The sequence below is a fragment of the Pectobacterium punjabense genome (assembly GCF_012427845.1).
GTDB classification, from domain to species: Bacteria; Pseudomonadota; Gammaproteobacteria; order Enterobacterales; family Enterobacteriaceae; genus Pectobacterium; species Pectobacterium punjabense.
Map to the genome: position 1 here is coordinate 470,633 of NZ_CP038498.1, position 25,076 is coordinate 495,708.

A 25,076-nucleotide genomic window follows, 5' to 3' on the forward strand; every position below is an offset into this window, starting at 1 on the left:
CTTAATCTTGTACCAGCGTGGCGACCATCACGGCTTTAATGGTGTGCATGCGGTTTTCCGCCTGATCGAACACGATACTGTGTGCGGATTCAAAGACCTCGTCCGTGACTTCCATTCCGCCGTGCAGGCCGTACTGTTCCGCCATTTGTTGACCCATGGTCGTCTGGTCATCATGGAATGCAGGCAGGCAGTGCAGAAATTTCACCTGTGGATTGCCCGTTGCGGCGATCATCGCCGTGTTCACCTGATACGGTTTCAGCAGTGCGATACGCTCCTTCCAGGTCTCTTTTGGCTCGCCCATGGAAACCCAAACGTCGGTATAAATGAAATCTGCGCCCGCAACGCCTGCGGCGATATCTTCCGTCAGCGTGATGCTGCCACCCGTTTGCTCTGCCGCTGCCTGACACTCAGCCACCAGACCGGCATCCGGCCAGCAGGCTTTTGGCGCAACAAGGCGTAAATCTAATCCGGTCAGCGCTGCCGCTTCCAGCATGGTGTTGCCCATGTTGTTGCGCGCATCGCCCACGTAAACGAGCGTCATCTCTGACAGCGCTTTACTTGGCAAATGTTCCTGCATTGTCAGCAGATCGGCCAGCAACTGTGTGGGGTGGAATTCGTTTGTCAGTCCGTTCCACACTGGAACGCCCGCGTATTGCGCCAGCGTTTCCACAATTTGCTGACCGTAGCCGCGATATTGAATGCCGTCGTACATTCTTCCCAGTACACGTGCGGTATCCTTGATGGATTCTTTATGACCGATTTGGCTACCGCTCGGGCCGAGATAGGTCACTTGCGCGCCCTGATCGTATGCAGCAACTTCGAAAGAGCAGCGAGTACGAGTCGAATCTTTTTCGAAGATGAGTGCGATGTTTTTACCTTGCAGGCGGCGGGCTTCGGTCCCGTTTTTTTTATCAGCCTTTAGTGTCGTTGACAGGGTTAAAAGATGGGCAATTTCTGCGGGTGTAAAATCCATTAACCTTAAAAAGTGACGTTTATAGAATGGTTGCATGATGTATCTCTCCATGTGGCTCAATACTATTGATTGAATTAAAATTCACTTTATATGTGTAATTATTCAAATTCAAGTGGTGATATCAAACTTTGTGGTGGAGCAAGCCGCAGGGCTGTGGGACAATAAGCAATATTACGTCGATTAATGAGGACTGAGGCATGGCAAATCGCGAATTACTGGAAGAACAACGGGAAGAGACACGCCTGATCATTGAAGAACTGCTGGATGATGGCAGCGATCCTGACGCGCTCTATACCATTGAACACCATTTCTCCGCTGAGAAGTTTGAAGTGTTGGAAAAAGTTGCTGTAGAAGCCTTCAAACTGGGCTACGAAGTGACGGATGCGGAAGAACTGGAAGTGGAAGATGGCGTGTTGCTGATGTGCTGTGATGCCATCAGTGAAGTTGCGCTGAATGCGGAACTGATCGACGCACAGGTAGAACAGCTGCTGGCGTTGGCAGAACGCCACGGTGTGAATTACGACGGTTGGGGCACCTACTTCGAAGATCCAGATGGTGAAGGCGAAGAAGACGGGGATGACGAAGATTTTTATGATGAAGATGATGACGGCAAGCGCCACTAATTATTGAGTCATTAACTCGAAAGAACACGCCTCACTGAAAACGCCGCCGGAACCCCTGCGGCGTTTTTTATTCGGTATGACCGCGCGGTATTACCGTACTTTCAGCCTATTACAGTACCTTCAGCATCGTCACTTCACAATCGGTATGACCCGTGTTACCCATTGAATGGGGAATTAGCTCGAAGCCCAGTGATTCATACAGCCGGATCGCGCTGGTCAGGTGGCCGGTTGTTTCCAGATAGCAGCGGCGAAAACCCTGCTCACGTGCAAAATCAAGTGCCTGTATTGCTAGCTGACGTGCCAAACCTTTACCCCGCACGACGGGTAGGAAATACATCTTCTGTAATTCACACACATCCTCCTCCCCTGCGACCAGCGGGGCAACGCCGCCGCCGCCCACGACCCGGCCGTCATATTCAACCACCCAGTAGGCGCTTTTCGGCTGACTATATAGAGTAAACAGCGTATCCAGATTAGGGTCGGAAACGGTGTAACCTTTGTCGGCCGTCAAACCAAATTCAGCAGAAACCTGGCGGATGACTTGTGCGATGGCTGCATCGTCCTGTTCGGTGATTGGACGTAGCTGAAGATTGGTGGAGGTCGCGGTTGTCATAATACGTACTCTTGTTCTTACGGTTTACGAGGGTAATGATCTTGGCCGATTGTAATACCATTTCAGGCCACATTGATGCAACGTCTATACTCGCCGACTTCACGTTATCAATGTGTTTTTTACTTTGTGGATTTCCCTATTCCATGTAATTAGTAAGTATATGAACTTGTTTGATTTTTGTTAACTTTTATTGTTGTGATTAACAGGACATGCTTAAATGAGCCGCTTTTTGTATGCCACTAACGTATCGAATAATACGTTTATCTGGCTTATTTCTTTTAGGATGAAAGGGTTATGACCATCAATACTTCAAAAGATAGCGCGCTGCATCGCGTGCAGTTTCATGGTAAGGCTGGGGAATATTTTGCAATTTGGCTGGTGAATGCGTTATTAACGGTCATCACTCTCGGTATTTATTCTGCCTGGGCCACGGTGCGTCGTCGTCGTTATTTTTACGGTAACACAGAAATTAACGGTGACCGTTTTGATTACCACGCGCAGCCTATTCAGATCCTTAAAGGGCGTCTGCTGGTTATCGCCGGTTTGATTCTGTTTTATTTTGTATTGGCGATATCACCCACGCTGGGGACGATTCTTGCATTGGCATTTGCGGCACTTATTCCGGTTATCGTGATCCGCAACTGGCGTTATGGTGCCATTATGTCCAGCTATCGCGGCGTCCGTTTTAACTATCATTGCAAGACGGGCCGTGCGTATTGGGTATTGCTGCTTTGCCCTATCCTGTTACTGCTGGCTTTTTATATTGCTCTGGTTGTGGTTATCATGATCGGTATGCAGAGCAATAGCCCAATTCTGATTGGGCTTATTACGCTGGCGATTGCTATTCCGGGGTTTGCCGCGGTAAATGGCATCATGAAAATGATGCAGCTTGATTTCTATGTGAATAATCTGTTCTTCGGTAAAACCGCGTTTAACGCAGAATTAACGAAAGCAGCGTTTATTAAATTTTCCCTGGTTAGCCTGCTGATTTTTGTTCCTTTCCTGATCGCATCGTTGTCATTCATGAGTTCATTCTTCTTCACGCTATTCCAAACTATTATGATGGGTGGTGGAAATGAAGATCTCGTCATGATGATGCTGCTGAGCAACGTCTTTAATATGATCATGATGGTTGTTGTGGCGCTGCTGGGTGTGCTGGTTTCCAGCAGCTATCTGGTGGTCGCGCAGCGTAATTATCTGTTTAATCAGACGTCGCTGAACGGTGGTGTGAAATTGCATTCTTCCATGCAAACGATGTCTTACATGGGGCTGCTGATAACCAATAGCCTGATCACTATTTTCTCTTTGGGTTGGGCTGCACCAGTCGCAGAGATTCGCCATGCACGCTATATCGCGAATGCGACAGCGGTTGAAGGCGATCTGGCACTGCTGCACGTTCAGGCACATCAGGACACAGCAAACAGCGCACTGGCCGAAGAAGCGGTGCAGGCGCTCGATTTGGGTGTCGGCCTGTAAGGCAGGAATATGAATATTGAGGGGCATTATCAATACCCCGGATTGGCGGCCCGCGTGGCCGCTTCTCTTCATTTAACGGACAATGGTTCGACGATGGTGCTGAACACCGGGTCATCGAACACCACATTTGCGTTGGAGCAAGTCACGGTTTCCGATGCGCTGGGTTCTATTCCTCTGATATTAACGTTTCCTGATGGCGGTCGTTTTGTTCCTGCCGACGATCCCGTTTTTCGTGCCTGGTATTCCGCACGACGCCGGCCGGGGTTTGTCCATCGGCTGGAACGCCATAAGCGTGGCGTGATTTTCACGTTATTTGCCACGATTTTGATCGTCATAAACTACGTTTACGTGGTGTTGCCTTGGGCGAGTTCCGCGCTGGCGCTACGCATCCCTACCGCTATCGAACAGCAACTGGGACAACATACGCTGAAGCTGCTGCGGCACAGTGATTTTAAGTCTTCCAAACTGCCTATTGAACGTCAGCAGGCGATGCAAACGCTGTTTCGGCAGGTTATGCCCGCCGATATGCGGGAAGATAAAACGCCGTTGCGTCTGGAGATCATGGCTGCGCCTATCGGACCGAACGCTTTCATGCTGGCGGATGGCACGCTGATTATCAGTGACGATCTGGTGAAGCTGGCGAAAAATGACAACGAACTGGCGGCGGTGATGCTGCATGAAATGGCACACCACGCCTATCGCCATCCAATGCGCATGGTGGTGCGCTCATCGCTGGTGTCGTTGACGTTCATGTGGATGACGGGAGATGTGAGTGGAATCGGTGATACCGTGTTGCAGTCTGCCGCCTTTATCAACGAGATGCAGTTTTCTCGCGATATGGAGCGGGAAGCCGATGCATGGGCAATAGCAAAAATGCAGCAACAAGGGCGTTCGCTTCAGTCAATGCAGGCAATGTATCGAGCCTTGCTCAATCACGACCGCAGCGGGGATGAGGTTGAATCGCTGGATTTACCCGATTGGCTGAGTACACACCCAGATATGGACGAGCGGCTGAGAACGATTGAAAGAGAAATGAATCAGCACTGATCCTCAACGCCAATGTTACCCCTTCCTTATGCCGATAGTGTGCGGATATCACCGCGCACTATCGGCATTCTTGTTCGCGATATGAACGACTTTTCCCACTTTTTGTTGTTTTTATGGACGTTAATGCCGAGCGGAAAGTATGAGCGGCGTAGTCAGACGATTAACGGGAATGCGTTAAATGTCATTCTATTGAAAACTTCTTATAGAATATTTCGTTATAAATAAAAAAATCAGATAATAATATCTTTTTATTATTAGCTCACTTATGTTTATTGGGATTTTTCCTAATAGACATTAAAATCGCGGCTTCACGACTTCATGATTACCGAAGAGCTATTTATGGTTAACCGAATACTATCAGGGGTGGTGGGTGCATTTCTGTTAATGCTGTCACCATTAACGTATGCACAGACCAATTTTTCAGCACCACAAGAAGGCGATTGGATCGCGCCAGAATTTACCTTCAACAGCGGCGAAAAATTAAAAGATCTGCGCATTCACTATTACACGCTCGGTGATAAAACCAAGCCTGCCGTGTTATTACTGCATGGAACGAATCAGCCGATTAAAGCGCTGTTAGCAAATGGCTTTGGTGGAGAGCTTTTCGGGCCAGGTCAGGCGCTGGATAGCAGCAAATACTTTATTATCATGCCGGAGAGCATTGGTTCTGGAAAATCTTCCAAGCCGTCAGACGGCTTACGGATGAAATTTCCTCAGTACGATTATAACGATATGGTGCAGGCGCAATATCGCTTAATCAAAGAAGGACTGGGGATTAACCACCTGCGTCTGGTGATGGGATATTCCATGGGCGGAATGCAGACCTGGCTCTGGGGGGAAAAATACCCGGACATGATGGATGCATTGGTGCCAATGGCGTCGTTGCCAAACGAGCTGTCTGGCCGTAACTGGATGATGCGTCGCATCTTGATTGAATCCATCAAGAATGATCCAGCCTGGAATAATGGCGATTATACGCAGCAGCCGCCGACGCTAAAAACGGCCAGTATTATGTTTAGTATTGCGACTACTGGCGGAACGCTGGCCTATCAGAGCAAAGCGCCGACACGTGCACAGGCGGACAAACTGGTAGCAGATCGTCTTGCCGCACCGTCAACCAGCGATGCGAATGACTTTATTTATATCTGGGGTTCGTCTGCAAATTATAATGCTGCGCCGGAGCTGAATAAAATTAAAGCCCCTGTTCTGGTGATCAACTCTGCGGATGATGAGCGTAATCCTGTTGAAACAGGCATCCTGGATAATGAGCTTAAGAAAATTAAGCAGGCGACCTTGTTCCTTATTCCCGCCAGTAACGAAACCAGCGGGCATGGCACGATGATGTCGGCGAAGTTTTATAAAGATGAGCTGCAACGTTTCTTAGACAAAAATCAGTCTCAGGAAAAGAATAAAAAATAAATATTAACGGTCGACAGAAAGTTTATTTCTGTCGATCATTATTTTCTTTATACGTTTCTTTATTTTATTACGGTTTTATAACCAGTTTATTTCAGTTCGTGGAAATTCACACGTCTGGAAAATGAATAACGACTATTACGTAAATAACTGAACGGCTCTGCTCTGGAGCTGGCGCCCACCCCTTCTTATTTTCAGACCACAGGGATAATTTATGTTTCGTAAGATAAAGATCCGTACTGCACTCAGCATGATGGTGTTTTCATTAGCGGCGCTACTGCTTTTTGTCGGCGTGTTAGGGTTGGTTGCGGTTCAGTCGGGGAATAAATCATTTGCCCGTGTCGATATGGAAGTGCTGCCAGGGTTGGTTGCGTTGAATGACAGCTCCGAACTGCTGTTGCGTGGTCGGTTAGATTTACGTCTGTACGAATCATTAATGGGCAAAGGGGATGTCGAGGCGGCTAAAGTCGCACTGGGACGTGCCAGAGGCAAGGTCGATGGTGCCAGCGAGAAATGGCAGGAATATTTGAAATATCCGCAGTCCGAAGAAGAAAAAGTCATTTCTACGGACATGGCCGAGAAGCGTAATACGCTGATGCAAGAGTTTATTGACCCGGCATTTGCGGCGCTGAACGCCGGGAATCTGGATGAATATCGCCAGCGTGCAGGGAAGTCGACAGTGCTGTATGCCGCGTTTGATAAATCTTCTAAAGCGTTGGTTGCCTTCAAGCTGAAGAGTATTGATGAAGCCTACGCGGATTCAAATGGGCGTGTGGAACTCATGGAAACCATCCTGTACGCCGCGATTGCCTGTGCGTTGCTGCTGGCTGCACTGGCCTGGTCCGTGATGACCAACCTTATCGTGAAACCGTTGAATCAGGCTATTTCCGTCTTTGACCGCATCGCGGAAGGCGACCTGCGTGCGCAGATTGATAGCAGCGGGAAAAATGAAATTGCACAGTTGTTCGCCGCAGTTCAGCGTATGCGTGACGGGCTGGAAAACATGGTGCGCGTGGTGCGTAACGGTACTGATGCGATCAGCATCGGCGTTGAGGAAATCGCATCCGGCAATATCGATCTCTCCAGCCGTACCGAGCAGCAGGCGGCCTCGTTGGACGAAACGGCTTCAAGCATGGAGCAGATCATGTCAACGGTGAAAAACAACGAAGACAACACGCGTAAAGCCAACGATCTGGCGCAGAAAGCTTCGGATTCTGCGTCTCGCGGCGGGAATGTTGTCACCGAAGTGGTTGATACGATGCGTTCTATTAAGCAAAGCTCTGCCAAAATCTCCGACATTGTTGGGGTGATAGACGGCATCGCCTTCCAGACTAACCTGCTAGCACTGAACGCTGCGGTAGAATCTGCCCGTGCAGGTCAATATGGTAAAGGCTTTGCCGTGGTGGCTTCTGAAGTTCGGATGTTGGCGGCGCGTAGTGCGACAGCGGCGAAAGAGATTGGCACCATGATTGATGCCTCCCTCAGCCGTATTGAAAAGGGCGCAGGGCTGGTTGAGCTGGCGGGTAATACCATGGACGAAGTGCTGATGGATGTGAAAAAAGTGGTCGATATCATGGATGAAATCACGCTGGCTTCCAGCGAGCAGAGCCGCGGCATTTCGCAGATTAATATCGCTATTAATCAGATGGACGGTGTGACGCAGCAGAATGCGTCATTGGTATCCGAAGTGGCGACCTCAGCAAATGCGCTTCAGGAGCAGGTTATTAACCTGCAACAGTCCGTTTCCCGTTTTCAGATCGCAAGAGAAGAGGTGGAAATGAACAATGCTCTGCCCGGCTTGCGTCAGAACATTGCGCTGGCCGATGCTCGCTAATCATTAAATGCCCCACCGTCTGTTTCCTTACTCGCTTTAGCTAAGGGAACAGACGGTACTCCCTCTGAACCGCATCGTCACGCGATAGATACTTCGACATGTAAACCTATCAGAACGCTACGCTCGCCCCTTCATTTTTCCGCTGTTCTGCCAATGACAGATAAGAACGAATAAGACTGTTCCCATTCCTAATATGTTTATCCGAGATGAAAATGTAACTAATTATTTTCATTTTCAGGTTTATTTATCATGACAAGGACTGTTTGTTTTGATTTTTTATCATTAAAAATCAATAAAATAAAATCTATCCCATTAACGCTCTCTGTATCATTTCGTCCGTTATTGTTCACGCTGCCTTTACCTTTCTTTGCAGTCATGGCGAATGCGGCTACGCCCGCTGAGTTGCAACAGCTCGATCAACGTCAGATCAACCAGCAGCAAATCAATCAGCAGGAACGGCAGCGTGCGCAAGAGCGACAGCTTTCACCTCAGGCCCCGGATGTCCGCCTGCAAGAACCAGGGGCATTTCTGACACGGCTGCATTTTCCCGTGGAGATGACGCCCTGTTTTCCCATTAACAAGGTGGAATTACAGGGAAAGAAGGATTTTCCCAGTTGGCTGCCGTTGCAGCGGCTAGCCGATCAGGCGGTGAACCAATGTCTGGGCGGTAAAGGCATTAACCTGTTAATGAGCGCGTTGCAAAACCGTCTGGTGAATCACGGCTATGTGACCGCTCGCGTGCTGGCACCTGCTCAGGATCTGAAAAGCGGTACGCTGAAGCTGGTGGTGATGGCCGGTAAGGTTGGCAAGATAACGCTGTCGCCGGACAGTGACCGCTATATTCAGCTCTATAGCGCTTTGCCTGCACGCGAAGGTGAACTGCTTGATTTGCGCGATATCGAGCAGGGGCTGGAGAATTTACAGCGCGTGCCGACAGCACTGGCTGATATGCAACTGGTTCCGGGAGAGAAGCCGGGCGAAAGCGATATCGTTGTTAGCTATAAACAAGCAAAACACTGGCGGCTTGGTGCGACGCTGGATGATTCCGGCACCAAAAGCACAGGGCGCTATCAGGGCGGTCTGACGCTTTTCCTCGATAATCCCTTTTCACTTAGCGACACGTTTTATCTCTACGGTGGTCACGATCTGCAAGGGCGTACCAGTAAAGGCAGCAAGAGCTACGTTGCCCACTACTCGGTGCCGTTTGGCTACTGGCAGGCTGGGATGACCGCCAGCGGTTATGACTATCACCAGACGATAGCCGGATTGAATGAAAACTATACCTATAAAGGTGAAAACGAGAGCCTCAATTTCCAACTGAGTCGAGTATTACATCGTAGTGGTAGCCAGAAGACGTCGGTGAGTTATGAGGTCATGACGCGTGAATCACGCAATTTTGTCAATGATACCGAGGTTGAGGTACAGCGGCGTAAAACGGCGGGATGGCGTCTGGGCTTACAGCATCGTCACTATATTTCCCAAGCCACGCTGGATGCTGCTGTTAGCTATCAGCGCGGCACTCGCTGGTTCGGGGCGCAGCCCGTTCCAGAAGAAACCAACGATGAAGGAACCGGGCTGTCAAAAATTATTCAGTTCTCTTCCGAGTTGGATGTTCCCTTCGCCGTGTTTGATGAAGCTTTCCGCTACAACGTGCAATACCGTCGTCAGCTCGCGAGTACCCGCCTGACGGCACAAGATCAATTCTCCATTGGTAACCGCTGGACGGTTCGCGGCTTTGACGGTGAGCTCACGCTCAGCGCCGACGACGGTTGGCTGGTACGCAATGAGCTCGCCTGGCGCACGCCGCTTCAGAATCAGGAACTGTATCTGGGTGTGGATTACGGCGAGATCAGTAACAACAGTAAAGAGCGGCTGATTGGTAACCATTTGGCAGGTGGTGTCATCGGGGTACGTGGCAACGTATTGAGCACCGGCTATGACCTGTTTGCGGGCATTCCGCTTTCCAAGCCTGATGGCTTTGAAACCAGCCCGGCCGTCTTCGGTTTCAGCCTGAACTGGCAGTACTGAAGCATCCGTCGGAATGCGCCAGTCATAAACCTGTTTGTTGAAAAATTTCTTTCTTTGAATGGATAACAAGAATGAATAAGCACCTGTATCGCATCGTTTTTAACCGCGCTCGTGGCGTGTTGATGGTGGTCTCTGAACTGTGTCGCGGCTGCGTCAAAGATTCTTCTCCGTTGGGACTTGGGTCGACGCTGAGTCAGATAACCGGGCGGCTTTCTCCACTGACGTTCCTATTGCTCGGCGTGATGGGGTTTGTCGCGCTTGCGCCTGTGGCACAGGCGAACATTGTCGCGGACGGCAATGCGCCCGGTAACCAAAAACCTAACGTCTTACAAACCGCAAACGGGACGCCACAGGTCAATATTCAAACGCCAAGTGCCGGCGGCGTATCGCGCAATGTCTACAGCCAGTTCGATGTGAATCAGCAAGGTGCCATTCTCAATAACTCGCGTAATCAGGTGCAAACACAGCAAGGCGGCTGGGTGGCGGGTAACCCGTGGCTGGCTAAAGGCGAAGCGAAGATCATTCTGAACGAAGTGAATTCACGCGATCCCAGCAAATTAAATGGGTACATCGAAGTTGCAGGGAAAAAAGCGCAGGTGGTTATCGCCAACCCGTCGGGCATCACCTGTGACGGCTGCGGTTTCATCAATGCGAACCGGGCGACGTTGACGACCGGCAAGGCGATGATGGAAAACGGCCAACTTAAAGGCTATCAGGTTGAGAAAGGCACGATTCGCGTTCAAGGGGCGGGGATGGACTCCAGCCGTCAGGATTATACCGACCTGATCGCGCAGAGTGCAGAAATCAACGCCGGGCTGTGGGCGAATGACCTAAAAGTAACGGCGGGACGTAATACCGTTGATGCCGAGCAGCAGAAAATCGAGAAAGCCGCGACGGCTTCAACGTCAACGGATCGCACAGAGCCGAAGCTGGCGGTGGACGTAGCGCAACTCGGTGGTATGTACGCGGGTAAGATCCAGCTCATTGGTACGGAGCAAGGTGTTGGGGTACGCAACGCGGGTGCGATTGGTGCACAGGCAGGAAGCGTGACGATCTCTGCCGATGGCCGCATTGAGAACAGTGGCAGCATTAATGCCTCACAGGATGTACAGCTGGCGGGTCGTGAACTGGATAATAGCGGCAAAGTTTACGCTCAGCGTGATGTCGGTGTCGGCACACAGAAACAGACGACTAACCGTGGCGTACTGGCGGCACAGCGCGATGTGACCCTGAAAGCGGCAAACATCACTAACCAGAAAGGTGCTGTGCTGGGGGCGGGTATCAACAGCGATGGTTCGGTGGCGCAAACGGGCAATTTATCTCTGACAGCCAGCCAGCGCGCTGATGCTAACGGCCAGCAACTCGCCGGCGGGTCGCTGACGATAGCCGCGGCAGAGGTGAATACCGATGGCGGTCAGACGCAGGCGACCGATGTTACGCTCAATGCCACCAGTGGATCGGTTTCCAGCCGTAAAGCGAAAGTCAGTGCGGATAACAACCTTAAGGTGACGGCGGCGAAAGCCGTCAATAATACCGACGGCACGCTCATTGCCGGGAAAAAGCTGGATGTACAAGCCGATAGTCTGAGTGGCGACGGCCAACTGTTGTCACTGGGTGACATGTCGCTGACTGCCGCACAGCGCTTCGATAACCAGAGCGATGTCATTGCAAACGGTAAACTCGACCTCACGGTGGCGGGGGATGTCACCAACCGCCAAAAAATCCAGTCTGGTAGTGAGCTGACGCTGACGGCTACACGTCTCGATAATCAGGCAAGTGGTGAAATCAGCAGCCACAAGACGCGACTGGCGCTGTCGGATTCGTTAACCAACCGCGGCCTGATCGATGGCGATCAAACCCGTATTGATGCGGGCACGCTGAGCAACATGGGGAGCGGTCGCATTTATGGCGACTGGATCAGCCTGCAAGCGCAGACGCTGAACAATCTGAATGAAGGTGGCATGGGGGCGACGATCGCCGCACGCCAGCGTTTGGATCTCGGTGTAGGCACGCTTAACAATCGTCAACATGGGCTGATTTACAGTGATGGCGTGATGACGCTGGGACGTAATCTGGATGCGGAAGGTATGGCAACAGGCCAAGCCGATGCCATCAATAACCACAGTGCCACCATTGAGTCCATTGGTGATATGGCATTGTCCGCTGGTCAGATTAATAACGTTAACGATAATTTGGTGACGGAAATTGTCACCAGTGCGACCCATATCGATGAAGCCGTGCTGCGTGGACATACCACGCGCTACAACTGGAGCGATATTTGGCTGACAGACAATAAATACGGCGTGAACACTGCGCATATGCCGGATGGCTATGCCAGTGAGGACTTCTATCGCTACATCTATACCCGAACGGTGAATGAAACCAGGGTGAAAGAGAGCGATCCGGGGCAGATTCTGTCCGGTAATAATCTGTATCTGACAGCGGCACGGATGACCAACAGCGATAGCCGCGTGATTGCGGCCGGTCTGTTAATTGACGGTGTGAAGGCGCTGAGCAATCTGGCGACGCCGGGCGAACGTACTACGTCTGAGAGTGGGTGGCAGGAACGCTGGTATGCCAAGAAGAAAAAGAACTGGCGCGGGGTAACAAAAACCTCACAGGGTATTGACGGCAATAACTATGCGCCAGCGGCTCAAGTCGAAACGATCGATCTAAAAGTGCATGACTGGCGTGACCAGGCAGCATTTGACGGATCGGGCTATGTGGTGACGGCGCTGCGAGCAGGTAACGTTGGTCAGAATGTGGGTACGCCGACGGCGACGCTTCCAGGCAGTAGTTTATTTACGCTACAACCCGCAGCAGAAAGCCGCTATCTGGTGGAAACGGATGTGCGCTTCACCAACCAAAAACAGTGGCTTAGCTCTGATTATATGCTACAGGCCTTCAGTATTGAGGGGCAGGATAAACGACTGGGTGATGGCTTCTACGAACAGCGAGAAGTACGCGAACAGATCGCCCAATTAACCGGGCAGCGCTATCTGGCGGGTTATAACAGCGATGAAGCACAGTACAAAGCATTGATGAATGCGGGTATCGCATTTGGTCGTCAGTTCTCATTGACGCCGGGTGTGGCGCTGACGCAAGAGCAGATGGCGTTGCTCACCACCGATATGGTCTGGATGGTGAGAAAATCGGTGACCTTGGCAGACGGCTCTTCGCAGACGGTGCTTGTTCCGCAGGTTTACACCAACGTCCGCTCGAATGAACAAATCGGTGCGGGTAGTCTGCTGGCGGGGAACACGATCTCTGTTGGACTTGCCGGAGGCCTGCTGAACAGCGGACGTATTGCCGCGCGCGATACCCTGTTTATCTCGTCCGATGCGCTGGACAATCAGGGGGGGACTCTGCTGGGTAAACAGGTGCAGCTACAGGTTCGTAACGATCTGAATAATGTCGGTGGTGTCATTCAGGCGGAAGATAAATTGACCGCACTGGCGGGCGGCACTATCACCAGTACCAGCACGTTGAGTGGCGGTGAGGATAATCGCATTCTGGATCGCATCGCGGGCATGTACGTTCAGAATGACAAGGGTGAACTGACGCTGGCGGCCAGCAAAGACATCAACCTGATCGGAAGCCAGGTGATTAACTCGGGGGCTGACAGTTCCACGCTGATCAGCGCGGGGAATAACCTGAATCTGGCAACGCTGACGACCACGGAAACGCAGAATAGCGACTGGGACAGCAATAATTATCGCCATTATCAGGCAAGCAAAGATATCGGTAGTGAAATCGCCGCGAATGGCCAGATAGCATTACGTGCGGGACTCGACCTGAATGCGACGGCGGCATCCGTCACCGCGCAGCAGGGGCTACAGGTTCAGGCGGGCAATGACATCAATCTGACCAGCGGTGAGTCATCCTATACGTTGACGGAACACAGCAAGCAAAGCAGTCGTGGCCTGCTCTCTGCGCAGTCCAGCGAACGCCATGACAGCATTCAGCATCAATCGGCGGTGGGCAGTTCGTTCAGCGGCGAGACGGTGGCGATCGGTGCAGGCAATAACGTGCAGATCGCGGGTAGCTCCGTTGCGGGTACGCAGGATGTCAGCATTACCGCCGGACGCGATATTACCGTGACGACGGCGCAAGAAAATCATCAGGAAACTCATTTAAAGGAAGAGAAAAAATCCGGTTTGATGGGCAGTGGCGGTATCGGATTTAGCATTGGTCAGGCCAGCCAAAAGAGCACGACCGATACAGATGGCATGAGTGAGAAAGCCAGCATCATCGGTAGTGAAAAAGGCAACACGACGCTGCTGGCGGGCAATCAACTGACTGTGAAAGGTAGTGACGTGGTTGCCGGACAGGATCTGGCGCTGCAAGGTAAGACGATAGCAGTGACGGCGGCGGAGAACAGTCAGACGCAGCGCCAGACCTATGAACAGAAGCAGAGTGGGTTAACGCTGGCGCTGAGTGGCACGGTCGGTGGTATGGTGAATACGGCGGTACAAACGGCGCAGACGGCTAAGGAGACGGAGGATAGCCGTCTTCAAGCGTTACAGGGTGTGAAAGCGACGTTAAGCGGCGTACAAGCGGGGCAGGCTGCCTATCTGGCTGCGCTGAAAGGTAAAGACGATCCTACGAATAACAATGTTGTGGGCGTCAGCGTCTCGCTGGGAAGCCAGTCATCGAAATCTGAGCAAACGGTGGAGCAGCGCACCGCGCAAGGTAGCAGCCTGAACGCGGGTAGGAACCTGTCTCTGACCGCAACGGGTGATGATATCCGCGTGCAGGGAAGCGAGCTGCGTGCGGGTCAGGATGTGGCACTGGATGCGGCACGTGATATCCAGCTACTGTCTGCACAAAACAGTCAGCACACGGAAGGAAGTAACAAGAGCAAAGGCGGCAGCATTGGTCTGAGCCTGGGTGCTGGCAGCGGCGGCTTTAGTCTGAGCGTAAACGCCAGCATGAATAAAGCGAAAGGCAGTGAACTGGGTGAAGGGCTGAGCCACACTGAAACGCTACTGGACGCGGGGCGTCAGGTTCGGCTAAACAGCGGCCGTGATACCACGTTGCAGGGTGCACAGGTCAGTGGGCAGCAGGTAACGGCACGCGTCGGACGGGATTTGCTGTTGCGCAGTGAGCAGGATAGCGACGTTTACGACAGCAAGCAGCAGAGCATGAGTGCAGGCGTCAGCATTCCGATTTATGGTGCGGGAAGCGCGTCAGCCAGTTTCAACATGAGCAAGGACAAAATGCACAGCGATTATCGCAGCGTGCAGGAGCAGACCGGGCTGTTTGCCGGGCAAGGTGGCTACGATGTGCAGGTGGGCAATCATACGCAGCTCGATGGCGCGGTGATTGGCTCCACGGCAGAGGCCGCGAAAAACCGATTAGACACCGGGACGCTGGGCTTTAGTGATATTGAGAACCGAGCCGAGTTTGAGACCTCTCACAGCGGCGTCGGTATCAGTACGGGCGGGCCGGTAGGCATGCAGATGCTCAGTAATCTGGCATCCAACTCACTGATAAGCGGAAATAATGACGGTAATGCGGCGAGTACCACGCGTGCGGCAATCAGCAATGGGCAGTTGGTCATCCGTGATGAGGCGAACCAGCGTCAGGATGTCGCGCAGCTGAGTAACGATGTTGAACATGCAAACCAGACGCTGAGCCCGATTTTTGACAAAGAGAAAGAGCAGAAGCGTCTGCAACAAATGCAGGTGATTGCAGAAATCAGCAGTCAGGTGATGGATATTGCTGGTACGCATGGGGCGATTATTGCGACGAAAGCGGCGAAAGCGGAGGCCGATGCGAAGACTGCGGGGCTCTCTGATGCTGACAGGAAGATGGCGAGAGACGCGCTCGCGACGGGCAATAAGCCAAACCTGAACCCGACAGAGGCCGAGATTCAGCAATACGTTTATCAGACGACGTATGACAAAGCCTATACTCAGGCCTTGAACAGTTCGGGTTTTGGCACGGGGGGCGCGATCCGTCAGGGTATAATGGCGGTCTCGGCGGCGGTGCAGGGACTGGCGGGGGGTAACGTTGCACAGGCGATAACGGGTGCAGCGGCGCCGTATCTGGCGGCAGAAATCAAGAAAGCGACGACGGATGCAAATGATAATGTCAATATTGCAGCCAATGCGGTAGCGCACGCGGTACTGGGCGGTATAGTGGCGGAAGCCAGCGGTAACAGTGCGTTGGCGGGTGCTGCGGGTGCGGCGACGGGTGAGCTGGCGGCGCGGGTCATTGCCGACAGGCTCTACCCGGGTAAAGCTATCTCGGAGATGACGGAAAGCGAAAAACAGACGGTCACCACGCTTTCGCTTCTGGCAGGTGGTCTGGCGGCCGGCACGGTGGGCGACTCGACGACAAATGCGGTAGCGGGTGCGCAGGCAAGTCAGAATGCGGTGGAGAATAACTATCTGAGTGCGACAGAAGCCGCAAGGAAAGCGGCACTGGAGCGCAAGGAAAAAGCTGGAACACTGACAACCGACGAAGCGAAAGAGCTGGCTGATACCGATCAGTTGGATAAAGAGCGCAATCAGGCTATCCATGATATCTGTACGCAGGGTAATAAATCGGGGGCGGGTTGTTCGGCACTGGTGGCGAAGGCACAGCAGGCGCTGGACAGTTACGGTGAAAGCGCAGCCAGTTACCGACTCATCTTTAAAGACCTGTACCCGCAGGATGCGGCTAATGCGAGTGACATACTGTATGGCTTGGATGCAGGCAGTATTACACGCGATGCGGCAATTACCGCGATAGCGGAGAAGAATCACAAAGACTGGAATGAAGTGGCATCGGAATATGATAGGGCGATGCAACTGCATGGTCTTGTCAGTGCGCTGGCTGGGTTCTATGGGATAAAGAGCGTTAGCAAGCCATCTGAAGCGACCAGTACCACGACATCAATGGCAGATCGTATCAAAGTCAATATCTCGGAAAGCCAGAAGGCGCGGGAGTCGTCTAATTTTGATATTCACATTGCGAAATCTGATCAGATTCAATGGGGATATAAAGCAGATGAATGGGGAATGGTTACTTTACCTGCTGGTAGAAGAGTATACGGCGGAATACCTGGACAATCGTCTTATTATACTTCATGGGATACATTACTAGATGCAGGATTTAGCAGAGAATCAATATTTAAAAATCTACAAGTATCACCTCACCCAGAGTTCGGATACCGCCCTCAAATGGGAATTTATGAGATTACTAGTGATATAAGAATTCCTTCTGGTCAAGTAATGGCTAATCCATTGTTGGGGCCCGGCGGCGCTACTCAGTACTTTATAAAAGACTACAATAGCCAATTGAAATTGATAGATAAAATAGACTTGGGTAAGTAAATGACTAAATCACCTTATATAGACCACGCTATTGAGCTCTCTCTTGCTGAAGGTAACTCAGTGAAAGAGATATCAGATGGATGGTCTAACATGGAGCAAGTGATATTTTTTTCTAAAAAAATGTCACAATCTTTACAACTGAAAATAAAAAAGGAAGAGCCGACATTAAGGTATTTTTCAACGGATAGAACCCCTCATAATAAAGCTGATGAGGGATTTATCTGCGATGAATATAAGGTTGCAATCTCATATCCAAAATAAACTCAATGATCCCGGCCCTTAAAACAGGCCGGGATTTCTTGTTGCCTGTCATTCAACCACAATGCGTATCACCACTTGGCCCTGTTCAACGGTGATAACGACCGGGGTTCTGACTTGACGTCGTGTTCAGCTTTATCAACGTCGAGAACCGAAATCGAAGACTGCGGGGCTCTCTGATGCGATGGCGAGAGACTCGCTTGCGACGGGTGAGTTGGCGGCGCGAGTCATTGCCGACAGGCTCTACCCGGGTAAAGCTATCTCGGAGATGACGGAAAGCGAAAAACAGACGGTCACCACGCTTTCGCTTCTGGCAGGTGATCTGGCGGCCGGCACGGTGGGAGACTCGACGACAAATGCGGTAGCGGGTGCGCAGGCAAGTCAGAATGCGCAGAAACAGCTCGTTGCTATGGTTGAAGAATTCAAAGCTCAAAATTGTGCGGGATTAAGTGCGGAAGCGTGTTCGGCAAAGATAAGTGAACATCGCAATGAATTGTTGAAAGGCGCTGCTGGTTTTGGAGTAGATTTTGTCCCAGTTGTGGGCGATATCAAAGGCTTTGCGGAAGCGCAAAGTGCAATTGACTATCTTGCAGCAATGGTTGGGTTAATTCCTATTGCGGGCGATGCTGCGGGGAAAGCGATTAAAGCAGCAGAAATGGCGCTGAAGAAAGGGGATGTTGCTGAAGAGTCTAAGCTGATCAATAAGGCTAGTGATGAAATTGCTGGCTCAGTAGCTCATACGGGAGCCGCTGTTAACCTTGACGAAGTAAACCGATTGAAGTTTGATCCTCACGCTGGCAAGAACAAGCTTGCAGAAGGTTCAGCCGCCACCGAATTGCGAAATACTATGGGCGGGAAATTGGAACGTGTTGAGCCTGATGCCAGTGGTGCCGATTTTGTATTTTCCAGCGGACCAAACAAAGGGAAAACTGTTGACTTTATGTTTACAACAGCAAAAGGTTCAGAGAAAGAAATTGAGGGGATGAATAAGTTTTTTAATAATAACTGGGATAGAAATATTACGCAGTTACGCACACACTTAGATAAAGCAGATATAGTCCCCTTAGATTTCAGGAGTTTAAATGTTGAAAATCAACATAAGCTATTGAACCACATCAACTCATTGTCACAGGCAGATAAAGCAAAGATTGTTATCATGAGGTGAATATGGCCGGTTTTTTATTTTTTTCAAAAAATAATGGTGTGTCATTGGGGTCTTCAGCCATAGATATTATGGCTGATTATTTACGCCCCTACATGAGCCAAATAAGCAAAGAGATTATGGAGGAAATCTATGAAACTTATGATTTCTATGATCAAACCTTAGATTTTTCTAAGCTATCGAAATCCAATTATATGCAATGCTATAGAAATATAGAGAAAGCAATAGAAATAGACCTCAAAGCTAATCCTGTAATAAATAATCGTCCACAAGACTGGATTTTTAAGGCTTGGTATGAAGAAATCAAGCCCAAAATGCAGGACTCGCCTTTGTACGATCCTAACATGTTGGATAAGTAATTCGGACGTTATAAATAGTTCTGTATGCAGGTTTCTCGATTAGTTATGTTGAATTAAAAAATCCCGCCCCCTAAAAAGGCCGGGATTTTTACATCAGCCAGTCAAAACCGCAGTTCCGTCTCAATGACCAGCCTACCGTGTTCAACAGTGACAATCACCGGCTGTCCGGTGTTAAAACCAAGGTCTTCCAGCCACTTTCCGCTGAGCTGCTGGCTGGGCGGTTTTTTGCCCGCGGTTGTGGTTCTTTTACTTCAGTTGTGCAGAGGGCTGACTTGACGTCGTGTTCAGCCTTATCAACGTCGAGAACCGAGCTGAGTTTGAGGCCTCACATATTTTTACCTAATCCAAAGAGTGAGTGGATCATCAAAAAATGAGCACTAATGAGTTAATCAAAATGTGGATTGCAGGAAAAGAGTCACTCTATTTCTTTTTACCTGATGGTCCTTATGGACGACCTTTTGATAATCAATTTTTTGTAAAAAAAATAGACTCGGCTGAAAAATATCTGGTTATCCAGTTTGAAGGCGACATTGTTCTATCTTTTATTGGTGAGTTAAAAATAGTCGATGAAGGATGTAATTTATTGATAAGTAATTATATCGAATGTAAATTCGAGACTAAATTGCAAGCGCCGAAGTGCTTTGATTATGGTGAAGTTATATTAAATGGGTTTTGAATATGACGCTCCCAGCTTCCGAGTCGGGAGCGTCATTTTTGCCAGTCAGAACCTTAGCTCAGTCTCAATCACCAATTTACCGTGTTCAACAGTGACAACCACCGACTGTCCGGTGTTAAAACCGAGGTCTTCCAGCTACTTGCCAACTGAGCTGCTGGCTGGGAGGTTTTTGCCCTCGGTTGTGGTTCTTTTACTTCAATTGTGAAGAGGGCTGACTTGACGTCGTGTTCAGCCTTATCAACGTCGAGAACCGAAAGCGAAGACTGCGGGGCATCTCTGATGCTGACAGGAAGATGGCGAGAGATGCGCTTACGACGGGTGAGCTGGCGGCGCGAGTCATTGCCGACAGGCTGTAAACTCGAGTCTGATTTGGCTGCTGCCATCGCAGGTGGGGTCGGTGTTGCGAAAGCAGGGGCAGCACTCACGGAAAGAGTGGTAGCTAAAGTAGTGGGTAAAGCTGAATCTGCTGTTAATCACAGTGTTGTTTCGTTCCCCACTATAAGGGTATTGGGGAATATTCAGCAATTAAGCCTGAACCGTTAGATAATGATTTAGCAGCCACTTTTAGTGGTGGTATTGAAGGACGATATTATTCTTTTTTGGGGAGAGGGATGATAAACCTTATGGTCAGTTCTTTAGTTACGAAGCGCTGCAAGATGTTATTTAAACAAGGATCGATAAAGCGGTCTGATGGGGGGCGTCACCGATAGACACATATTTTTCGATAAAAACCCCCTCAGGTAAAAAAGTGTATGTAGGTGAAGTTGGAACCCCAGATGTAGTCCGAGCAGAGCTTCTGGGCCTTTATGGTGGAATGGGATCATTGAATGACTTATTACTCTACAAGGATGGTGTTCTTCTATTTGATGAAAATGAAGAGTTTGATTGCTTAAGAGCAGAAGTTTTCAATTTGGTTTCATACGCTTGAATGCTCCCGGCCCTTGAGCCAGGATCGTTGTTTTTATCGGTAAGAAGCGCAGTTCAGTCCTGGCAAGCCGACGGCTGACGTGAAGTAATGTGAGGTGGAAATGGCAACAGATTACAATTTGTGGGCAGTGGGCAATAGCAGAAACGACGATGTATAGGATAAAAAACTGTCAGCCAGAGCGCTGACGTTATGGGATAATGTGCCTCCCGTTTCATTTAAAACGCCGGAGTTTTAATAATGTTAACGCTATCGACAATTATTTATTTTAGTATGATCGCATCTCTGCAAACACTTTCTCCTGGACCGGCGGTAACGCTTTTAATTAACGAAGGAATTAGTAACGGATTTAAAAAAACACTTCCTTTTATGATTGGGTTTCGTTTAGGTGAGGTGATGTTGATTACCGCATCTTTAGTTATTACCTATGTTGGGGCTAAAGCATTTAGTGAATATGTTTATCTTATAAAACTAGTTGGTGGTGCTTATCTTGTATTTTTAGGCTGTAGGATTATTTTAAATAAAAGAAGAGTGAGCAGTACCAATAAAAAAGATGATAATAGGTTTTTTGTTAGTTTAATAAAGGCAATGGTGACGACATTATCTAATCCTAAAGCTATTATTTTTTTCTCCACATTTATCCCGTCATTTATATACTCTTTATCTGACTATGAGTTTAATTTTATTATATTAGGTATTGTCTTTATTTGTGTGAGTATGACAACAGATCTTCTATATGCGGCAGTTTCTTCTATTGGAAAAAACATTGTTAATGCTTCATTTATTAAAACTCTCTCTTTCATTAGTGGGAGTTCGTTAATTCTCACTGGCAGCTATTCTATTTTCTCTGGTTTGTCTTAATTCATATTGATAGTAGAACATCGTTTACACGAGAAAAAAATAAAAGCCCCGTTTTGCAACGAGGCTTTCATATTAATCATACTACTGCTGGAAATCGATTAGCGTTACAGCGCCGCGATGACTGCTTGCTGCTCCAGCAGCTTGGCTTTGTCTACGGCGTAGCCGTCCAGCTTCTCACGCTCTTTGGCAACAACCGCTTCCGGTGCACGTGCCACAAAGCCTTCGTTGGACAGCTTGCTTGCGATGCGCTCAATCTCTGCTTCGATTTTCGCCACTTCTTTCGCCAAACGATCCAGCTCTGTCGCTTTGTCGATCAGGCCGGCCATTGGGATCAACAGCTCGGCACCATCGATGAGTTTAGTGACGGAAATTGGACCTTTATCGTCCGCTGGCAGCAGCGTAATGCTTTCTAGACGTGCCAACGTTTGGATGAAGCTGCGGTTCTCTTCCACACGACGCTGTGCTTCGGCAGTGGCATCGCGCAGTAAGACTTCCAGCGGTTTACCCGGCGCGATGTTCATTTCTGCACGAATGTTACGCACTGCGGTAATCGCCTGCTTGATCCACTCCAGATCGTTCAATGCCAGCGTATCTTCCTGCGCGGCGTCGAACTCAGGGAATGGCTGCAACATGATCGTGCCATCGTTAATGCCTTTCAGCGCTTTAACACGTAGCCAGATGGTTTCGGTAATGAACGGAATAATCGGATGCGCCAGACGCAGTAATGCTTCCAGTACGGTAACCAGCGTGTGGCGTGTACCGCGCAGTTCCGCTTCTGTACCACCGTTCATTACAGGCTTCGTCAGCTCCAGATACCAGTCACAGAACTGGTTCCAGGTGAATTCATACAGAATGTTGGCGGCAATATCAAAGCGATAACCGTCCAGTGCATCACGGTAAGCTTTCACTGTGCGGTTGAATTCTGCCAGAATCCAACGGTCAGCCAGAGACAGCACTTTTTCGCCTGCACCAAAACCGCAATCCTGATCTTCGGTGTTCATCAGCACAAAACGGCTGGCGTTCCACAGCTTGTTACAGAAGTTACGGTAACCTTCCAGACGCTTCATGTCCCAGTTGATGTCACGGCCAGTAGAGGCGAGCGCCGCCAGCGTGAAGCGTAGGGCGTCTGTACCGTGAGGTTCGATGCCGTTCGGGAATTGCTTCTCAGTGCGCTTGCGGATTTTTTCCGCTAGCTGTGGCTGCATCATGTTACCGGTGCGTTTTTCCAGCAGCGCTTCCAGCGAGATGCCATCGACCATATCCAGCGGGTCGATCACATTCCCTTTGGACTTAGACATCTTCTGGCCTTCTTCATCACGGATCAGGCCGGTCATGTAGACAGTGTGGAATGGCACCTGCGGTTTGCCGTCTTCGTCTTTGATGAAGTGCATGGTCAGCATGATCATGCGAGCAATCCAGAAGAAGATGATGTCGAAGCCACTCACCATCACGCTGCTTGGGTGGAACGCTTTCAGATCGGGCGTTTGTTCCGGCCAACCCAATGTAGAGAACGTCCACAGCCCGGATGAGAACCAGGTATCCAGCACATCTTCGTCCTGATTCAGAACGACATCGTCAGCAAGGTTGTTTTCACTGCGTACTTCCGCTTCGGTACGGCCCACATAGACGTTGCCATTGGCATCGTACCAGGCAGGGATACGGTGACCCCACCACAGCTGACGGGAGATACACCAGTCCTGAATGTCACGCATCCAACTGAAGTACATGTTTTCGTACTGTTTTGGCACGAATTGGATGCGGCCATCTTCTACCGCTTCCACCGCAGGTTTAGCCAGCACGGCAGCACGCACGTACCACTGGTCAGTCAGCATCGGTTCAATAACAACACCGCCACGATCGCCGTAAGGAACAGTCAGATCGTGTGCCTTGATCTCTTCCAACAGGCCGAGTTCATCGAATGCTGCGACGAGTGCTTTACGTGCAGCAAAACGTTCCAGACCCTGGAAGGCTTCTGGAATGTCGCTGCTGTAAGCGGTACTGACTTCGCCATTGGTGTCAAAAATTTCGGCGCTCTGGCGGATATCACCGTCGAACGTCAGAATATTTACCATCGGCAACTGATGGCGTTTACCCACTTCGTAGTCGTTGAAGTCGTGAGCTGGCGTGATTTTCACGCAGCCGGTGCCTTTTTCCATGTCGGCATGTTCATCGCCAACGATCGGAATACGACGGCCAATCAATGGCAGGATCACTTCTTTGCCGATCAGATCTTTATAACGTGGATCTTCCGGGTTAACGGCAACGCCGGTATCACCCAGCATCGTTTCCGGGCGAGTCGTGGCGACGACCAGATAGTCTTTTCCTTCGGCAGTTTTCACGCCATCGGCCAGCGGATAACGCAGGTGCCACATTGACCCTTTCACTTCGCGGTTTTCGACTTCCAGATCGGAAATCGCGGTGCGCAGCTTCGGGTCCCAGTTTACCAGGCGCTTGCCACGATAAATCAGGTCTTCTTTATACAGGCGGACAAAAACTTCTTTCACCGCGTTGGACAGGCCTTCATCCATGGTGAAACGCTCGCGTTCCCAGTCAACGGAGTTGCCCAGACGGCGCATCTGGTTAGTAATGTTGCCGCCGGATTCGCCTTTCCACTGCCAGATTTTGTCGATGAACGCCTCGCGGCCGTAATCGTGGCGAGTTTTGCCTTCTTCTGCGGCGATCTTGCGCTCAACCACCATCTGCGTAGCGATACCGGCGTGATCGGTACCCGCCTGCCACAGGGTATTTTTGCCTTGCATACGCTGATAGCGGATCAACGTATCCATAATGGTTTGCTGGAAAGCATGACCCATATGCAAGCTGCCGGTGACGTTGGGCGGCGGGATCATAATGCTGAAACTTTCTTTACTCGTGTCGCCGTGCGGCTTGAAGTAGCCTTGCTTTTCCCAGAGTTCGTAGAGCGGCTGCTCGATATCTTGCGGGTTATATTTCGTTTCCATTATGCTCAAAATTCAGTGAGTTGGCGGCGTAGCCGTGGTCAATTGGAAGCCGACGCTGCGATAGGTTTTGTAGCGGTCGCGCGCCAACTGTTTTAAGGATTCTTCGTAAGGGACAAAGTCTATCACTTCATGGAAAGCGGTGGCAAAATCTGCGAACTGCGGCAATAGGCTGATCAGCAGGTCACGTGGTGCATTACCACGTCGCTGTGGCCATGCCAGCTCGACCGGTGCGCCGTGACGCGGCCCTTCGCCTGCCAGATTATGTGGCACGAACGCGTTGGGATCGCGCTGCCATAATGCTTCATCCAGCCTGATAGCCTGCTGCTCGTCTTCGCAGGCAATCAACACGCGCTTTCCTGCTCGCCAACGTTCTGCCGCCAGATCGCATGCCAGTGCCTCATGGGCGCTGAGCTCACCGCTTTTGCTGTCGTGTTCGAGAAGATAGAACGTTGCGTTTTTCATTGTTTACACTATTGAGTGCTAAGAGCCAGAAAGTGATAAGGGCCGGAAGTCCGGCCCATAAGACGACAATGACATGATAAG

20 protein-coding genes are annotated in these 25,076 nt (G+C 50.3%); 14 read left to right on the plus strand and 6 right to left on the minus strand.

Annotation, left to right across the window (positions count from 1 at the left end; all coding sequences use genetic code 11):
• Window position 1: 1 nt before the first annotated feature.
• A complete protein-coding gene (gene argF, locus E2566_RS02185) occupies window positions 2–1,009 on the minus strand; it encodes an ornithine carbamoyltransferase (RefSeq protein WP_107169440.1) in 1,008 nt (335 codons plus the stop codon).
• Between the two features lie 161 nt (window positions 1,010–1,170).
• Between argF and rraB the strand changes: the two genes are divergently transcribed.
• The gene (rraB, locus tag E2566_RS02190) at window positions 1,171–1,596 is read left to right on the plus strand and encodes a ribonuclease E inhibitor RraB (protein WP_012773090.1); all 426 of its coding nucleotides are present in this window, start codon (window positions 1,171–1,173) and stop codon (window positions 1,594–1,596) included.
• Between the two features lie 109 nt (window positions 1,597–1,705).
• Here the strand turns inward: rraB and E2566_RS02195 are convergent, their stop codons facing one another.
• Window positions 1,706–2,209 (minus strand): GNAT family N-acetyltransferase, encoded by a 504-nt coding sequence (locus E2566_RS02195; RefSeq protein WP_107169441.1) that lies wholly within the window; start codon window positions 2,207–2,209, stop codon window positions 1,706–1,708.
• Between the two features lie 294 nt (window positions 2,210–2,503).
• On the opposite strand from E2566_RS02195, the gene E2566_RS02200 reads away from it, so the two are divergent.
• The 9 genes from E2566_RS02200 to E2566_RS02240 all read left to right on the plus strand — a co-directional run bounded on the left by E2566_RS02200 (window position 2,504) and on the right by E2566_RS02240 (window position 19,111).
• Window positions 2,504–3,685 carry a YjgN family protein gene (locus tag E2566_RS02200; protein WP_107169442.1) on the plus strand — a complete coding sequence of 394 codons (1,182 nt, stop codon included), beginning with the start codon at window positions 2,504–2,506 and terminating at the stop codon, window positions 3,683–3,685.
• Between the two features lie 9 nt (window positions 3,686–3,694).
• A complete protein-coding gene (locus E2566_RS02205; RefSeq protein WP_107169443.1) occupies window positions 3,695–4,732 on the plus strand; it encodes a M48 family metallopeptidase in 1,038 nt (345 codons plus the stop codon).
• Between the two features lie 339 nt (window positions 4,733–5,071).
• A complete protein-coding gene (locus E2566_RS02210; protein ID WP_107169444.1) occupies window positions 5,072–6,151 on the plus strand; it encodes an alpha/beta fold hydrolase in 1,080 nt (359 codons plus the stop codon).
• A gap of 211 nt (window positions 6,152–6,362) precedes the next feature.
• Window positions 6,363–7,982, plus strand: coding sequence for a methyl-accepting chemotaxis protein (locus E2566_RS02215; RefSeq protein WP_107169445.1), 1,620 nt, complete (start codon window positions 6,363–6,365; stop codon window positions 7,980–7,982).
• A gap of 375 nt (window positions 7,983–8,357) precedes the next feature.
• Window positions 8,358–10,010 (plus strand): ShlB/FhaC/HecB family hemolysin secretion/activation protein, encoded by a 1,653-nt coding sequence (locus E2566_RS02220; protein ID WP_233671814.1) that lies wholly within the window; start codon window positions 8,358–8,360, stop codon window positions 10,008–10,010.
• A gap of 71 nt (window positions 10,011–10,081) precedes the next feature.
• Window positions 10,082–17,332 (plus strand): hemagglutinin repeat-containing protein, encoded by a 7,251-nt coding sequence (locus tag E2566_RS02225; protein WP_240618630.1) that lies wholly within the window; start codon window positions 10,082–10,084, stop codon window positions 17,330–17,332.
• The gene (locus tag E2566_RS02230; RefSeq protein ID WP_107169447.1) at window positions 17,333–17,593 is read left to right on the plus strand and encodes a hypothetical protein; all 261 of its coding nucleotides are present in this window, start codon (window positions 17,333–17,335) and stop codon (window positions 17,591–17,593) included. It begins immediately after the preceding gene.
• A gap of 181 nt (window positions 17,594–17,774) precedes the next feature.
• Window positions 17,775–18,755 (plus strand): VENN motif pre-toxin domain-containing protein, encoded by a 981-nt coding sequence (locus E2566_RS02235; RefSeq protein WP_107169448.1) that lies wholly within the window; start codon window positions 17,775–17,777, stop codon window positions 18,753–18,755.
• Window positions 18,756–18,757: 2 nt separating this feature from the next.
• The gene (locus E2566_RS02240; protein WP_107169449.1) at window positions 18,758–19,111 is read left to right on the plus strand and encodes a hypothetical protein; all 354 of its coding nucleotides are present in this window, start codon (window positions 18,758–18,760) and stop codon (window positions 19,109–19,111) included.
• Window positions 19,112–19,212: 101 nt separating this feature from the next.
• Here E2566_RS02240 and E2566_RS02245 read toward each other — a convergent pair whose 3' ends face one another.
• Window positions 19,213–19,302: a SymE family type I addiction module toxin gene (locus E2566_RS02245; RefSeq protein WP_107169478.1), complete on the minus strand. Its 90-nt coding sequence runs from the start codon at window positions 19,300–19,302 to the stop codon at window positions 19,213–19,215.
• Window positions 19,303–19,481: 179 nt separating this feature from the next.
• On the opposite strand from E2566_RS02245, the gene E2566_RS02250 reads away from it, so the two are divergent.
• Window positions 19,482–19,787 carry a hypothetical protein gene (locus E2566_RS02250; protein ID WP_107169450.1) on the plus strand — a complete coding sequence of 102 codons (306 nt, stop codon included), beginning with the start codon at window positions 19,482–19,484 and terminating at the stop codon, window positions 19,785–19,787.
• A gap of 45 nt (window positions 19,788–19,832) precedes the next feature.
• On the opposite strand, the gene E2566_RS22005 is transcribed toward E2566_RS02250, so the two are convergent.
• The gene (locus E2566_RS22005; RefSeq protein ID WP_420892584.1) at window positions 19,833–19,889 is read right to left on the minus strand and encodes a hypothetical protein; all 57 of its coding nucleotides are present in this window, start codon (window positions 19,887–19,889) and stop codon (window positions 19,833–19,835) included.
• Between the two features lie 177 nt (window positions 19,890–20,066).
• On the opposite strand from E2566_RS22005, the gene E2566_RS02260 reads away from it, so the two are divergent.
• The 3 genes from E2566_RS02260 (at window position 20,067) to E2566_RS02265 (ending at window position 21,573) form a co-directional block, all read left to right on the plus strand.
• Window positions 20,067–20,330: a hypothetical protein gene (locus E2566_RS02260; RefSeq protein WP_133169862.1), complete on the plus strand. Its 264-nt coding sequence runs from the start codon at window positions 20,067–20,069 to the stop codon at window positions 20,328–20,330.
• A 271-nt stretch (window positions 20,331–20,601) separates the two neighbouring features.
• Entirely contained in the window at window positions 20,602–20,715 is a 114-nt protein-coding gene (locus tag E2566_RS22010; protein WP_420892585.1) for a hypothetical protein, read from the plus strand.
• Between the two features lie 237 nt (window positions 20,716–20,952).
• Window positions 20,953–21,573 carry a LysE family translocator gene (locus E2566_RS02265; protein WP_107169452.1) on the plus strand — a complete coding sequence of 207 codons (621 nt, stop codon included), beginning with the start codon at window positions 20,953–20,955 and terminating at the stop codon, window positions 21,571–21,573.
• A 104-nt stretch (window positions 21,574–21,677) separates the two neighbouring features.
• Here the strand turns inward: E2566_RS02265 and E2566_RS02270 are convergent, their stop codons facing one another.
• Both E2566_RS02270 and E2566_RS02275 read right to left on the minus strand, forming a co-directional pair.
• On the minus strand, window positions 21,678–24,533 hold the full coding sequence (locus E2566_RS02270) for a valine--tRNA ligase (protein WP_107169453.1): 2,856 nt from the start codon (window positions 24,531–24,533) through the stop codon (window positions 21,678–21,680).
• A 12-nt stretch (window positions 24,534–24,545) separates the two neighbouring features.
• Window positions 24,546–24,995, minus strand: coding sequence for a DNA polymerase III subunit chi (locus tag E2566_RS02275; RefSeq protein ID WP_005973664.1), 450 nt, complete (start codon window positions 24,993–24,995; stop codon window positions 24,546–24,548).
• Window positions 24,996–25,076 lie beyond the last annotated feature (81 nt).